Annotated in this window: 13 protein-coding genes and 1 tRNA gene; 10 read left to right on the forward strand and 4 right to left on the reverse strand. The window is 55.4% G+C overall.

The genetic code is table 11. The features are described from left to right. The first annotated feature begins 5 nt into the window (after positions 1 to 5). From D9N14_RS18830 to D9N14_RS18845, 4 genes are all read left to right on the forward strand, one after another. Positions 6 to 1,979 (forward strand): acetyl/propionyl/methylcrotonyl-CoA carboxylase subunit alpha, encoded by a 1,974-nt coding sequence (locus D9N14_RS18830; RefSeq protein WP_290582630.1) that lies wholly within the window; start codon positions 6 to 8, stop codon positions 1,977 to 1,979. Positions 1,980 to 2,277: 298 nt separating this feature from the next. Next, positions 2,278 to 4,116, forward strand: a complete 1,839-nt coding sequence (locus D9N14_RS18835; protein WP_290582631.1) for a long-chain-acyl-CoA synthetase — start codon at positions 2,278 to 2,280, stop codon at positions 4,114 to 4,116. Between the two features lie 98 nt (positions 4,117 to 4,214). Then, a complete protein-coding gene (locus tag D9N14_RS18840) occupies positions 4,215 to 4,619 on the forward strand; it encodes an antitoxin Xre-like helix-turn-helix domain-containing protein (protein ID WP_290582633.1) in 405 nt (134 codons plus the stop codon). 117 nt (positions 4,620 to 4,736) lie between these two features. Then, positions 4,737 to 5,714: an NAD(P)H-dependent flavin oxidoreductase gene (locus D9N14_RS18845; RefSeq protein ID WP_290582635.1), complete on the forward strand. Its 978-nt coding sequence runs from the start codon at positions 4,737 to 4,739 to the stop codon at positions 5,712 to 5,714. 80 nt (positions 5,715 to 5,794) lie between these two features. Here D9N14_RS18845 and D9N14_RS18850 read toward each other — a convergent pair whose 3' ends face one another. Further along, positions 5,795 to 6,487 (reverse strand): hypothetical protein, encoded by a 693-nt coding sequence (locus D9N14_RS18850; protein ID WP_290582637.1) that lies wholly within the window; start codon positions 6,485 to 6,487, stop codon positions 5,795 to 5,797. A gap of 210 nt (positions 6,488 to 6,697) precedes the next feature. Between D9N14_RS18850 and D9N14_RS18855 the strand changes: the two genes are divergently transcribed. The 3 genes from D9N14_RS18855 to D9N14_RS18865 all read left to right on the forward strand — a co-directional run bounded on the left by D9N14_RS18855 (position 6,698) and on the right by D9N14_RS18865 (position 10,076). Beyond that, a complete protein-coding gene (locus tag D9N14_RS18855; protein ID WP_290582639.1) occupies positions 6,698 to 8,032 on the forward strand; it encodes a serine hydrolase domain-containing protein in 1,335 nt (444 codons plus the stop codon). Between the two features lie 208 nt (positions 8,033 to 8,240). Further along, on the forward strand, positions 8,241 to 8,678 hold the full coding sequence (locus D9N14_RS18860) for a hypothetical protein (RefSeq protein WP_290582641.1): 438 nt from the start codon (positions 8,241 to 8,243) through the stop codon (positions 8,676 to 8,678). A 210-nt stretch (positions 8,679 to 8,888) separates the two neighbouring features. Next, the gene (locus D9N14_RS18865) at positions 8,889 to 10,076 is read left to right on the forward strand and encodes a fatty acid desaturase (protein ID WP_290582643.1); all 1,188 of its coding nucleotides are present in this window, start codon (positions 8,889 to 8,891) and stop codon (positions 10,074 to 10,076) included. 58 nt (positions 10,077 to 10,134) lie between these two features. On the opposite strand, the gene D9N14_RS18870 is transcribed toward D9N14_RS18865, so the two are convergent. Further along, positions 10,135 to 11,319, reverse strand: a complete 1,185-nt coding sequence (locus D9N14_RS18870; protein WP_290582645.1) for an acetyl-CoA C-acyltransferase — start codon at positions 11,317 to 11,319, stop codon at positions 10,135 to 10,137. 231 nt (positions 11,320 to 11,550) lie between these two features. On the opposite strand from D9N14_RS18870, the gene D9N14_RS18875 reads away from it, so the two are divergent. After that, positions 11,551 to 12,081 carry a lipocalin family protein gene (locus tag D9N14_RS18875; RefSeq protein ID WP_290582647.1) on the forward strand — a complete coding sequence of 177 codons (531 nt, stop codon included), beginning with the start codon at positions 11,551 to 11,553 and terminating at the stop codon, positions 12,079 to 12,081. A gap of 73 nt (positions 12,082 to 12,154) precedes the next feature. Here the strand turns inward: D9N14_RS18875 and D9N14_RS18880 are convergent, their stop codons facing one another. After that, complete coding sequence (locus D9N14_RS18880) at positions 12,155 to 12,742, reverse strand: TetR/AcrR family transcriptional regulator (protein WP_290582649.1); 588 nt, start codon at positions 12,740 to 12,742, stop codon at positions 12,155 to 12,157. A gap of 123 nt (positions 12,743 to 12,865) precedes the next feature. Here D9N14_RS18880 and D9N14_RS18885 point away from each other — a divergent pair, with 123 nt between their 5' ends. Both D9N14_RS18885 and D9N14_RS18890 read left to right on the forward strand, forming a co-directional pair. After that, on the forward strand, positions 12,866 to 13,474 hold the full coding sequence (locus tag D9N14_RS18885) for a glutathione S-transferase family protein (protein WP_290582651.1): 609 nt from the start codon (positions 12,866 to 12,868) through the stop codon (positions 13,472 to 13,474). Positions 13,475 to 13,488: 14 nt separating this feature from the next. Then, positions 13,489 to 14,148, forward strand: coding sequence for a glutathione S-transferase family protein (locus D9N14_RS18890; protein WP_290582653.1), 660 nt, complete (start codon positions 13,489 to 13,491; stop codon positions 14,146 to 14,148). Between the two features lie 71 nt (positions 14,149 to 14,219). On the opposite strand, the gene D9N14_RS18895 is transcribed toward D9N14_RS18890, so the two are convergent. Beyond that, positions 14,220 to 14,296 (reverse strand) — tRNA-Pro (locus D9N14_RS18895). Between the last annotated feature and the right edge of the window lie 41 nt (positions 14,297 to 14,337).

The raw sequence follows: 14,337 nt of genomic DNA on the forward strand, positions 1-14,337 counted from the left end.
CCGAGATGACTGAATTTAAAAAAATCCTCATCGCCAATCGCGGTGAAATTGCCGTCCGGGTGATCGCCACGGCCAAGAAAATGGGCTATGCCACGGTGGCAGTATACAGCGATGCAGACGCCAATGCCCTGCATGTGCAACAGGCGGATGAAGCCGTCCACATCGGGCCATCAGCCGTGGCGGAATCCTATCTCAACATTGACCACATCATCCAGGCCGCCCAGGTCACCGGTGCCGATGCCATCCACCCCGGCTATGGATTTCTATCAGAGAACAGTGCCTTTGCCGCAGCCTGTGAGGCGAATGGGATCTGCTTTATCGGCCCGCCCTCGCCGGCCATTGAGTTGATGGGTTCGAAACGACAATCCAAACTGGCCGTGGAGAAAGCCGGTGTGCCCACGGTACCGGGCTATGATGGCGCAGACCAGTCCCTGGACACACTGGCGCATGAGGCCGAGCGTATCCAGACACCCTTGATGATCAAGGCCTCAGCCGGCGGTGGTGGCCGGGGAATGCGCCTGGTGACGGATCTCAGCCACATCAAAAGCGATCTGCAATCGGCGCGCTCTGAGGCTGAACACGCCTTCGGCAGTGGCGAACTGATTCTGGAAAAGGCCATTCTCAGTCCCCGCCACATCGAAGTGCAGGTGTTCGCGGATCAGTTCGGCCATTGCGTGTACCTGTGGGAACGGGACTGCTCCGTGCAGCGTCGCCATCAAAAAGTGGTGGAGGAAGCCCCCTCACCATTCTTGACAGCGCCAATGCGAAAAACCATGGGTGAAGCTGCGGTCAAGGTGGCTCAGCTCTGTAATTATGTCGGGGCCGGCACCGTGGAATTTCTGGTGGATGAGGCGGGCGCATTCTATTTTCTGGAAATGAACACCCGACTGCAGGTGGAACACCCGGTCACCGAAATGATTACCGGGCTGGACCTGGTGGAGTGGCAGCTGCGCGTCGCATCCGGAGAGCCCCTGCCCCTGGCCCAGAATCAAATCCAGCTGAACGGTCATGCCATCGAAGTGCGGCTCTATGCGGAAGACGCCTATCGCAATTACCTGCCCCAGACCGGGCCGGTTCATGTATGGCAGACCGAACCGGAATGCGGCATTCGCATCGACAGTGGGGTGCAAAGTGGCAGCGAGATCAGTCCGTTTTACGATCCCATGCTGGCCAAGATCATTGCTCATGCTGCAGACCGCCGCACCGCCATCCGTAAACTGGACCGGGCTCTGGGCAACACCGTCTTGCTGGGTACCCAAACCAACAGGGGCTTTCTCAGGCAGTTGATTAACCACCCCGCGTTTAACGCTGGAGCCGCCACCACCGCCTTCATCGCCGCCCACCAGAGCGAATGGCAGGCGCCCACGGCAGAGGCGGAACAGCGGAACGCGTTGATTGCTGCGGCCTTGCTGCACAGCCAGCAGCAAACGCAGAACCATCACAATAAACTGGGTACGGCTTCCCGGCTCACCCTCGCGGCCACAGACACTACCTATTTATGCCGGGCCAGCGGCGCCGACACCATCACCATTACCTGCCAAGAACAGGTGCTGCAATTGCAACTGGAGTGGCAAGGATGCCAGGCCCGGGTGAGTGTCCTGACGCCGGATCAACCGACCCACAGCCGCCACTATCATTTCCTCCAGCAGGAAGAAAACCTGTACCTGGATGACGGCAACCAGACTTTCCACTACCGCAATATCAGCCACGCCGCCTCGGAAAAAGCCTCCCGCAAAGGCAGCGGCCATGTGGTGGCCCCCATGGATGGTAATCTGGTGTCCATTAGCGTGACGGTGGGCAGCTCTGTCAAACAAGGTGACATCGTAGCCACCGTGGAAGCCATGAAAATGGAGCACCAACTCAGGGCAAGCGTAGCAGGAAGCGTCGCCGAAGTCCGTGCACAGGTCGGTGACCAGCTGAAAGCAAGACAACTTATCCTATTGATAAATGAGGAAAATAAGGCAAACGACTCCGAATAATCCGGGGCGGGCTGAGGGGCCAAAGCACGTGCCCCCGGTCGCGCCCAGAGCGCTTACTTTTAGAGCTCAAAGGCTTGAACCAAGCGGCCCTTGAGGTTATCGTACGCCAACGCAAATAAAGTGTGGATAACAAGTCAAAAACCCATCAATTTACTTTTGGAGTGTGCATTTTCACTCACTTATCTGTTGGGATGTCTACTAGCAGTTCTGATCCACTTCTTATACACGTTCCCATGCGTGCTTTTGCGCTGCATAACATTACAAACCTTACATTTAAGGATTACCGACTGGGGGTAACATGACTAGCAGTACGACTGACGTGATTACCTGGGGCATGATGCTGAAAAAGGCTCCGTTCATCATGCGGAACCTGCCCCGGATAATCAAAGGACTAAAAGCCGGTAATATCACAGATCCCACTCAGCCCTGTGGTCTTGGATGGACCTTCGAGCTGGCGGTGAAGCGCAATCCGCGTGGCACCGCGATTCTGTTTGAAAATACACGCTTCAGTTACGATGAGTTCAACCAGTGGGCTAACCGAATCGCCCACTATCTGATGAGTCAGGGCATCAAAAAAGGCGATGTGGTTGGCGTATTCATTGAAAACCGTCCAGAACTTCTGGCAACGGTACTGGGCGTCGCGAAAATCGGTGCCGTCAGCGCCATGCTCAACAGTTCCCAGACCGGGAACGTCCTGGTGCACAGCTTCAACCTGGTAAACCCCAAAGCCGCCATTGTGGGCGGTGAGTTGACCGACGCCTTTGACGAGGTGCGCAGCGAACTCAACGTCGAGGACGACAAAGTGTTCTTCCTCGCTGACCAGGATACCACCAAAGATCCAGGCGTGGCCCCCAAAGGCTATCTCAACCTGGCGACGGAATCCGCCAACAGCCCAACCCACAATCCGGATTCCACCAACCGAATCTATTACGACGACCCCTGCCTGTATATCTACACCTCCGGCACCACCGGACTGCCCAAGGCAGGCATCTTCAAACACGGTCGCTGGATGAAGTCCTATGGCGGCTTCGGCATCATGGCTATGCGCCTGGGCCCGAAAGACGTCATGTACTCCACCCTGCCCCTCTATCACGCCACCGGCTTGTGCGTGTGCTGGGGTTCAGCCATCGCCGGCTCGGCAGGCTTTGCCATTCGCCGCAAGTTCAGTGCTTCCAACTTCTGGCGTGACGTGCGCAAGTACAACGCCACCGCCATCGGGTACGTGGGCGAACTGTGCCGCTATCTGTTGGATCAACCTGCCAAGTCGGACGACGCCAACAACCCGGTCCGCAAAATGGTAGGCAATGGCCTGCGTCCCAATGTCTGGATGCCTTTCAAGAAGCGTTTTGGCATTGAAGAAATCATCGAGCTGTATGCGGCCTCCGACGGCAACATTGGTTTCACCAACATTTTCAACTTCGACAATACCGTGGGCTTCTCCCCCATGAGCTGGGCTCTGGTGGAGTATGACAAGGAAAAAGAAGAGCCCGTCCGCGGCCCGGATGGCTTCATGCGCAAAGTGCAGAAAGGCGGTCAGGGTTTGCTGGTTGCGGAAATCAACGACAAGGCGCCTCTGGATGGCTACACCGATCCGGAGAAAACCAAGAAAGTGATTCTCACCGATGTATTCACCAAAGGCGACCGCTGGTTCAACACCGGTGACATGCTGCGGGACATCGGCTTCGGCCACACCCAATTTGTGGACCGTCTGGGTGACACTTTCCGCTGGAAAGGTGAAAACGTTTCCACCACCGAAGTGGAAAACATCGTAGCCGCCTACCCTCAGATCTCCGAGGCGGTGGTATATGGTGTGGAAATCCCCAACACCAACGGCCGTGCCGGCATGGCGTCCATCACTCCGGTGGTGCCTTTGGAGGAAGTGGATTTCAAAGCACTTTGCAGCTACCTGCGTGAAAGCCTGCCCGCCTATGCGGTGCCGCTGTTTCTGCGCATCAAGCAGCAAATGGAAACGACCGGTACCTTCAAGTACCAGAAGTCCCACTTGAAGGAGCAGGCGTTCGATCCCGCCAAAACCAACGGTGAAGCGGTCTATGCGCTGTTGCCAGGCACCGATGAATACGTTCCGGTAACTGACGAGATCCTGGCAGGCATCAACAAGGGCGACTATCGCTACTGATTTGCATGCCACCCCCCAAAAAGGCCAGCTTTACGCTGGCCTTTTTGTTAGGGTTTGCTATAAAAAATAAAGAATCAGAAAAAAAGCAGACGGACCCGATGTACAATCAGGATGATGTGACAGCGCGCCGCGGCATTGCCCAACTGGCGCTCAAAGGTTTTTTCAATTTAGCTGCCCGCTGGCAGCTCACCCGCCCCGAAGCCATGACTTTGCTGGGTCTCACCGCCACCTCCACCTACGCCAACTGGAAGAACGGCAAGACCGGCACCATCCCCCGGGACACGCTGGAGCGCATATCCTACCTGTTTAGGATCGATGAAATTCTGCGCCATGCCTGCCCCACCGATACCGCCATAATTCAGTACCTTAGGCAACCCTCCAGCCGTGATAACCCCGCTGACTCCCTCATGCAACGCATGCTGCAGGGCAACGTGATCGACATCTACCTGGTGCAACAGTCGCTGACCCAACAGGGTCAATGGGCCAAAAAGTACATGGTCTGATTGTCTTCAGGGAACAAATTCATCACCTTGCTTAACTACAGCGCATTCCGCCATTGCATGGCATTCTTTTATTTGATGTAGTCCGCTTTCGAAACATATCAAAGGGAGTACCTCATCATGTTAAAAACCGCCGTCACCGAAATGCTTGGCATTGAGCACCCCATTGTTCAGGGTGGAATGATGCATGTTGGACGCGCAGAACTGGCATCCGCCGTATCCAACGCCGGCGGCTTAGGCATTTTGACTGCCCTCACCCAGCCCACACCGGAAGACCTGACCAAAGAAATCGCCCGCTGCCGCGAAATGACGGACAAGCCTTTTGGTGTCAACATCACCCTGCTGCCTACCATCAACCCGGTGCCCTACGACGAATACGCCCAGGCGGCCATTGAGGGTGGTATCAAGGTCATCGAAACAGCCGGTCGCAGCCCGGAACAGTTCATGCCGGCGTTCAAAGCCGCAGGCATCAAGGTCATTCACAAGTGCACCTCGGTCCGTCACGCCCTGAAAGCTGAGAAAATCGGCTGCGATATGGTCTCCATTGACGGCTTTGAATGCGCCGGCCACCCTGGCGAAGATGACATTCCCGGCCTGGTACTGATTCCCTGTGCCGCTAACGTACTGAAGATTCCAATGATCGCGTCCGGCGGTTTCGGCGACGGACGCGGCCTGGCGGCTGCTTTGGCGCTGGGTGCAGACGGCATCAATATGGGCACCCGTTTTGTCGCCACCAAGGAAGCGCCGGTTCACGAAAACGTGAAGCAGCGTATGGTGGAAGCCTCCGAGCTGGATACGGCCCTGATTTTCCGCACCCTGCGCAACACAGCCCGGGTATTCAAGAACAGCATTGCCGATAAAGTGGTGGAAATCGAAGCCCAACCCGGCCAGACCGACTTCAAAGATCTGCAGCCCCTGGTGGCCGGCGTTAAAGGCCGCGAAGTGCTGGACAAAGGTGACCTGGAATACGGTATCTGGACCGCTGGCATGGTGGTGGGTCTGATCAAAGACATCCCCACCTGTGAAGAGTTGCTGAAAACCATCGTGGCTGATGCTCAGGAAATCATTGCGGCCCGTCTGGCCGGTATGGTTGGCTAACGCGCCACGGCGAGTAATCAAGCCAAAAAAAGGGACGCCGCAATGGCGTCCCTTTTTTATTGGAGAACCTGTAGTCGGGTTCAGGCGGGATGCGGGTACAGTATCGACTCCGAGAAATCGAAAAAGCCCTCCATTTCCTTCTCGCTCATGGATGGAATGGTTTTCCGAATCACCGTCTGGGCTGCACCCCGTATGGCATCACTGGCCACGGACGTAATTTTATTCATGACCATTCCCAGCTTCATCATACCCAGGGGCTTGTCCATATAGGAATGCAACGCCACATCCACCAACTCACAGAGCGCATCGGAGTAGTCTTTGACAATGGCATCCACACCCTGCTCTCGCCCCTGCTCCACCGCGCGGTTCAACCGTGAACGCAGCTCCGGCGTAATCTGCACGGCCACGTAGGTCGGATAACGGGAACTTTCCCGTAACGGCTTCAACAGGCTGTTGATGTAATCCGCCATGTGAGCGCGGTCTGCCTTGGACATTTTTTTCACCACCTGCTTCAGGGTCAGGTGAATGGTTTTTTTCATGGCCGAAACACCGCCGGACACGATCTTCTGCCCCATGTTATTCAGTTTGACCCGCTCAATCGGACTCAGAAAATACTGGTCGAGGCATTCGTCTGCAAACTGAATCAATAACGCCAGCAACTTCTCAGACTGCTCTTTTTCGGACGCGGACGCCAAGGAATCCCGATAAGCTTGATTCATCCCATACAGTGTTTCAGACGCACCAAACCCCAGGTACCAACTGGTCTCACTCATGTAACTACCTCCCAAACGACTGGTGGCAATTAAACCAGAAGCAACCGCAAAGCCACATGGCCTCAGCGACCGAATCTCCGAAAATTTGAATCAATCCTCATTCAATTTGGCGACAAATAGACCTAAATAACCATAGACCCCTCTGCCTGTGCCATTCACGCGGAAAACTGCTATAAATATGCAATAAAACCATAGCAGGGACACCACAGCATGTTACAGGGTTACGTACATCCGGACTTCGGTCGAGTGGCCGAAGTAATTTCCCAGCAAATCCCGCGTAATCGCCCGGGCGGTGCGGCACTGACGGTCTACCATAAGGGCCAATGCGTGGTGGACATCTGGGGTGGCACCCGCAACCGGGACGGTGACCCCTGGCGGGCGGAAACCGTGTCCCTGTCCTTCTCCACCACCAAGGGTGTCGCATCCACCCTGCTGCACATCCTGGTGGACCAGGGCTATCTGAGATACGACGACCCTGTCAGCAAGTACTGGCCAGAATTCGGCCAACGTTTGAAGCAATTCATCACCGTACGGCAACTACTTTGTCATGAAGCCGGCTTGTATCATATTCGCGACATGATCGACGACGCCGAGCAGATGATGGACTGGAACTATATGACCACGGCCATCGAACGGGCCAGCCCAATCCATGAACCGGGGCTCACCAATGGTTACCATGCTCTCACTTACGGCTGGCTCATCGGCGAACTGATCCAGAGAGTCACCAACAAAACCTTTGCCGAAGTGCTGGAGGAGTTGATCGCCGCGCCCTTGCAACTGGACGGTTTGTACGTTGGCCTGCCCGATGACCAGATGCACCGCCGGGCGGAGCTGGTCCAGAGTGTCGGTGGCAAGGATTCTTATGGCATGCGCACCGAGGACCGCAGCCAGAAACTGATGCTGAAGGCCGTCACCGCGGGGCTCAAAGTCGCCCGCATCGACCTCAACAAAACCATTTCAGCCCTGGTTCCCCGGGGCGCCATGTACCTGGACTTCAACAGCCCGGACTTCGTGAACGCCTGCGTCCCGGCCGCCAACGGCATGTTCACGGCCCGCTCGCTGGGCAAGCTGTATGCACTGCTGGCCAACGGGGGGGAACTGGACGGCATCCGCCTCATCTCCCGCGATACCATGAATGAGATCACCCAGATCCAGAACCGCACCATGGGGGATGTGATTCCGGTTCCCATGCATTGGCGCCTGGGCTTCCACCGGGTGTGGGCGCTGGGTAAGCCCACTTCACTCAGCTTTGGGCATTTCGGCTTCGGTGGCTCTGGCGGCTGGGCCGATCCGGTGCGCAACCTCGCCATCGGGCTCACCCTGAACAGTGGTATAGGCACTCCCTTTGGCGACGCCCGTATCCTGCAGATCACTGGCGCCGTGATCAAAGCCGCCGAGCGCCGTTACCTGATTCCCGACGTGGAGCAGATCCACGGCATCGGCCCCTTCTTTCCCCGGGACCGGCGTACCACCTATGGTACCGCCAAAAAGCTGGTCACCGGCGTGCTGCCCCGGCGCAGAAAATCCGACGTCACCGCAGTCTAACGTAACGGACGGCCCCCTCTTAACGGCGCCCCTCAGTCGCCGTTAAATTTGTGACCCAATTAGGGTTAACATTCTAATTTTTTTGTATACATTACGTGTCGCTATGTTGTTGATACGAACACCCAAAAGGGAATTTTCGTTCGTATTCAGACATATGCGTCCAATATGAGGTCAATTCCATCAGTCATCCTAAATGAGGGATTATAAAATGAGCGAGTTTTCAGATCGCGTCAAAGCGCAAGTGGACCAATTTAATTCTTCTGTTGAGCAGTTTATCAACGCCTCTCGCGGTCTTTACGTCAAGATCAAGGAAGAAAGCAACAAGCAGTTTGACGAGCTGGTCAAGGCCGGTGAAGCTCAGCTACAAGCGGAAGAGTCTTTCCTGGATCAACTGAAAAAGGACATCGTAACCCCGTTTGAAGACGTAAAAAGCACTCTGGACCAGCTGAAGAATGCGTCGGTGGGCTTAGTGGTCAAGGCCCGCAGCAGCGGCGAAACCTATTTTGACGAACTGGTTGAGCTGGGTAACAGCAAAGTAGGCGAAGTGACAGGGGCCGCCAAGCAAGCCGCCTCCGACGTCAAGAAGGAAGTGACTAAAAAGGTGAAAGCCGTAAAAAAGATTGAAGAGGCCGAGGCGGACGAGTAAACCCGGCCATATCGGTAGATCTCCAATCTTCCCGATGTCCAACCTCCCCTACTTTAAGGCGGCCCCGGGCCGCCTTTTTCATGTAATATACCTGTCAGTGGAATTAAGTTAGAATCCGTTCCCAGTTTTGGTGATCAATATACTTTTCGATCCCCCGAAAGCTATACTGTCAAATATCATAACAAAACCCGTTCAGCGAGAAAGTAGTGCATGCCAGAGTTCACTAAGGCAACAAAAGAAGACGCCCCCATTAACTGGGCTCCCACACTGATATTTTCACTCACCTTTTTGATCGCCATCACCGCCGTTCCCGCTTATGGCATCATCCATGGCTATGACGCCGTGGAGTGGACCGTGTTCGGGCTGATGCTCGCGTTCTGCGGGCTGTCCATTACCGGTGGCTATCATCGACTGTGGTCCCACAGGGCCTATGATGCCAACCCGCTGGTGCGGGCGTTTTTCGCCTTCTGGGGGGCCTGTGCCCTGCAGAACACCATTCTGATCTGGTGCTCCGGGCACCGCAAACACCACCGCCATGTGGACGACGTTGACCACGACCCCTACTCCATCAATCGTGGCCTGTGGTTCGCCCACATTGGCTGGATGATCCGCAACTACAAGAGCGGCGAAGTGGACCTGAACAATACCCAGGATCTGCAGCGGGACAAAATCGTAATGTTCCAGCACAATTTCTACGTACCTCTGGTGGTGGTCTCCAATATCGGCGTGCCCTTGTTGGCAGGTTATCTGAACGGTGACATTCTCGGTATGCTGCTGCTGGCCGGTGTGTTGCGCCTGGTGATCAGCCATCACGTGACCTTTTTCATCAACAGCCTGTGTCACGCCTGGGGTAAACAGCCCTACACCAACTCCAACACTGCCAAAGACAACTTCCTGTTAGCCTTGTTCACTTATGGCGAGGGCTACCACAACTTCCATCACTACTTTCAGACCGATTACCGCAACGGGGTTCGATGGTGGCAGTTTGACCCCACCAAATGGCTGATTTCGGTTCTGTCCTGGGTGGGCCTGGCCCGCAACCTGAAGCGGGTGCCCAATTTCAAAATTCAGGAAGCGATGCTACAGATGCAATTTGAGAAAGCCCGTAAGCAATTAAGCCTGAGCCGGTTACCCACACCCAATGTTGAAGCCCTGCGCCAGACACTGGAAGCGGAATATCAGCAGTTCATGGACACGTTGGCGGAATGGAAAGAGTTGCGCGGTCAATGGGTACAGCAAAAACGCGAGGCCTTCGAAGAAAAGAAACAGGAATTGCAGGCCAAGTGGCAACACGCCACTATACGCACCCGCTTCCGCGAGATGGAATTCATGTTGAAAATGCAGCGTAAGCGCATCCAGATGTTCAATCTGAGCTTTGCCACCGTCGCGGCCCGCTAACCGCCGCATACGATGAAACGAAAGGCCGGATAAAACCGGCCTTTTTTATTCGCGGGGATCAGGCCACCTCAAACAACCCGGCTGCGCCCATGCCTCCGCCAATGCACATGGTAACCACTACAAACTTCACTCCGCGGCGCTTTCCTTCCAGCAAGGCGTGTCCCACCATACGGGCGCCAGACATGCCATAAGGGTGGCCGATGGATATAGCCCCGCCATTGACGTTGAGCTTTTCCGGATCGATTGCCAACCGGTCTCGGCAGTACAGGGTCTGCACCGCAAAGGCTTCGTTCAACTCCCACAGGCCGATATCGTCGACGCCGAACCCATGTTGCTGCAACAGTTTGGGTATCGCATACACCGGACCGATGCCCATTTCCTCCGGCGCATTACCCGCCACCGCCATCCCACGATATATACCCAGGGGCGAGAGGCCACGACGCTCCGCCAGTTTTGACTCCATCAATACACAGGCGGAAGCGCCATCAGACAGCTGGCTGGCGTTGCCCGCCGTGATGACACCGCCTTCCACCACCGGTTTCAGTCCGGCCAATGATTCGTAGCTGGTTTCCGGACGGTTGCCTTCATCCTGATCCAGGGTCACGTCACGATAGTTCACCGCTTTGGTGTCCTTATCCACCAACGCCTGGGTTGCCGTAATGGGAACAATTTCCGCGTCAAACCGTCCCGCCGCCTGAGCAGCAGCAGTGCGCTGCTGGGATAACAACGCGTATTGATCCTGCGCCTCGCGACTGACATTGTATTTTTTCGCCACAAATTCTGCGGTTAGCAGCATGGGCATATACGCGTGCTCCGCGTTGGCCAGCACATTCGGGTCTTCTTCTGCTTTGGCCCATTCAAAGTACCGGTTCTGCACCGCACTGATGTTCTCCTGACCTCCGGCCACACACACCGGCATCCCATCCACTATGATCTGCTTGGCCGCGGTTGCGATGGCCATCAGGCCGGACGAGCACTGCCGATCCATGGTTTGGCCTGACACCGTCACCGGCAAGCCGGCCGCCAGAGCCGCGGTACGGGCGATGTTGGTACCTGCCGTACCGGCCGTCAGCACCGCGCCGATGATGACATCTTCAATCTCAGCGGGCTCTACGCCACTGCGCTCCACCGCATGGCGGATCGCATGCCCCATAAGGGTCGGAGACTTAATATTATTCAGTGCACCGCGGTACGCGCGACCAATGGGGGTTCTGGCAGTGGAAACGATAACGGCTTCTTTCATCGGGCTGATCCTCTTAACTGCAAAAGCACAGAGTGTAGCCCCTAATGGCCTGCTGCCGCTGTCAAAAGGATCGGGCAACAGGCCAAAGCGTCACATCGTTGATGCTGTTAACTGTGCCCTCGCACCCGCTCTAGGCATCTTCACACCGCGTTCACAGTCACAAAGCTACCTTAATCACTTCACCACTCTGGACATCACCGAACCACAACACCATTGAAGAGGCCAATGATCATGACCACTCTTAAAACCGGCTTAAGCCTGATTTGTCTGCTTTTTTTGACCGCCTGCGGCAATATCCAAACCGTGCCTCAGGTCGACATCGAACGCTATATGGGGCTGTGGTACCAAATATCCGCCTATGAAACCAGCTTCAACCAGGGCCTGGTGGGCGTTACAGCCGAATACACACTGCTCGCCGACGGCTCAGTACAGGTCTATAACAAAGGCTTCCAGGAAACACTGGATGGGCCACTGGATGAGATCCTGGGTACTGCTGTAGTGGTGGACGAAACCACCAATTCCAGGCTGAAGGTCAGCTTCCCGGGTGTCCCCAATTTTCCCTGGGCGAACTACCTGATTGTGATTCTGGATGCGGAAAACTATCAGTATGCGGTGGTCACTGATCCATTGAAGTACACACTGTTTGTACTCAGCCGAACCCCGCAACTGGATGACGGGCTATATGCTGACATAGTTCAAGAGCTGCAAACCCAGGGGTTCAACACTGAAAAACTGTTGCTCACTCCGCAGCCGGCTTTCTGATTGGCATTAATGAAACGCATTTATAGTGTGGAGCCCCCTGTTTCGAGCGGGGGACTCCCACTTCACGCGGCGGTTAACGTCGGTAGCCTAACAGACTCCCCAACGCCGCCACTGAATTGCGCAAAGCCTCATGGGCTCCCCCTCGGCTGGCCACCAGCATCCCCTGGATTTGGATAACAACAAAATCCGCCAGCGCTGCCGGGGTAAGATCGGTGTTCACCTGCCCCGACTCCACCGCGGCTTCCAAGATGGCCAGGACATGTCCTTGTAACGTGGTAATGAATTCATCCACCAGGCCTTGCAGCGGCGGACTGAACGCATTACGCGAGATGACGCTGTTCTGCAACAAACACCCCCAGGGTTCCGGCTGTCGAGCCAGCCCTTCACACACCGCATCCAGATAGGCGAACAAGCGGGGCAGGCCCTCCCTGGCCGGTTGCAGGTGAGCCTCAAGATGGCTAAATACATGAGCGCGATAATGTCGGATCACGCGCTCATACAACGCCTCCTTGTCCCCGAAGGTGTTGTACAGGCTGAAACGGTTGATTTGCAGGGTATCCACCAGATCCTGCACAGACGTGGACTCGTAACCCTGCCGCCAGAATAACAGCATGGCCTGATGCAGTTTTTCCTGTGGGTCGAACGCCAAAGGTCTAGCCATAGCCATCACAATCAATTGCAGTTTATTTGACCGCAGTATAACGGGTAATTGACCGCTTGTTTAGAAATGGGTTAAATTTCTAACTGCTCGTTCAGAATACTACAACCCGAAAGAGACCATCCTATGAAAATATACGAAACCAAATCCGCTCCCAACCCCCGCAGGGTACGCATGTTCCTGGCCGAAAAAGGCATCGACATGGAATATGTGGAGCTGGATATCGCGGCCGGAGAAAACCTGAATGACGCCAACCGGTCTAAAAATGTGACCACCAAGGTGCCCTTTCTGGAGCTGGACGACGGTACCTGCATCGGCGAAAGCATCGCCATTTGCCGTTATTTTGAGGAACTTCAGCCCGAGCCCGCCCTTTTTGGCACCAACCCTCTGCAAAAAGCGCAGGTGGAGATGTGGCAAAGACGGGTGGAACTGCATTTACTGCTGCCCATCGGCATGTGTTTTCAGCATACATCCGGCTATTTCAAAGACCGCATGAATCCGATCCCGGCCTGGGGAGAGGAATCTGGAAAAAATGCGGTGGACTTTCTGGCTGTCCTGGAATCCCACCTGAGCGACAACACCTACCTGTGCGGCAATTACTTCAGCGTCGCAGACATTACCCTGCTGTGCAGCCTGGACTTTGCCCGAGTGGTTAAAATTCGCCTGCAGGATACACACCCGAACTTGCAACGCTGGTATCAACAGGTGAGTAGCCGACCCAGCGCCAAGGCCTGATACCGGAGAAGCCGATGATTGACCTCTACACCGCCGCCACACCCAATGGCTGGAAAGCCTCTGTCACCCTGGAAGAGCTGGGGATGGACTATAACGTCATCCCGATCAACCTCATGGAAAACGAGCAAAAACAGCCTGCGTTCCTGGCCATGAACCCCAACGGCCGCATTCCGGTGATCGTGGATCGTGCCAATGAGGATTTTGTAGTGTTTGAGTCCGGCGCCATCATGATCTATCTGGCCGAGCAGGCAGGAAAGCTCCTGCCCCAAGATTCGAAAGCCCGCAGTCAGGCGCTTCAGTGGTTGATGTTTCAGATGGGTGGGCTGGGGCCGATGATGGGCCAGGCCAATGTATTCTTTCGTTACTTTGAAGAGAAAATTCAACCGGCCATCGACCGCTACCAGAATGAAGTCAAACGCCTGTTGACGGTGTTGGACGGCCACCTGGCCCAGCATGAGTACCTGGCCGGAGAATACAGTATTGCCGACATTGCCAATTGGTGCTGGGCCAGAACCCACCTTTGGTCCGGGGTAGAGGTTGAGGGGTTGGTTCACCTGCAACGCTGGATGGACGCCATTGGCAACCGACCGGCCGCGCAGAAAGGAGTTACCGTACCCGGCAAACTGGATACTGAATCCCTGCTCAAAGGGGCAAAGAATATCGTGCAGAAGTAGATGATCAGGCTAACGTGATCCAATTTTCAGTCATTAAAAAAGCCGCGATGAGCGGCTTTTTTAATCGAATCTGGTCGGGACGGAAGGATTTGAACCTTCGACCCCCACAACCCCATTGTGGTGCGCTACCAGGCTGCGCTACGCCCCGATTCTTTTCTCTTTCAAAGGGTTAGAGCTGCGCCCTACCCT

Source organism: Ketobacter sp., assembly GCF_003671495.1.
Lineage (GTDB): Bacteria > Pseudomonadota > Gammaproteobacteria > Pseudomonadales > Ketobacteraceae > Ketobacter.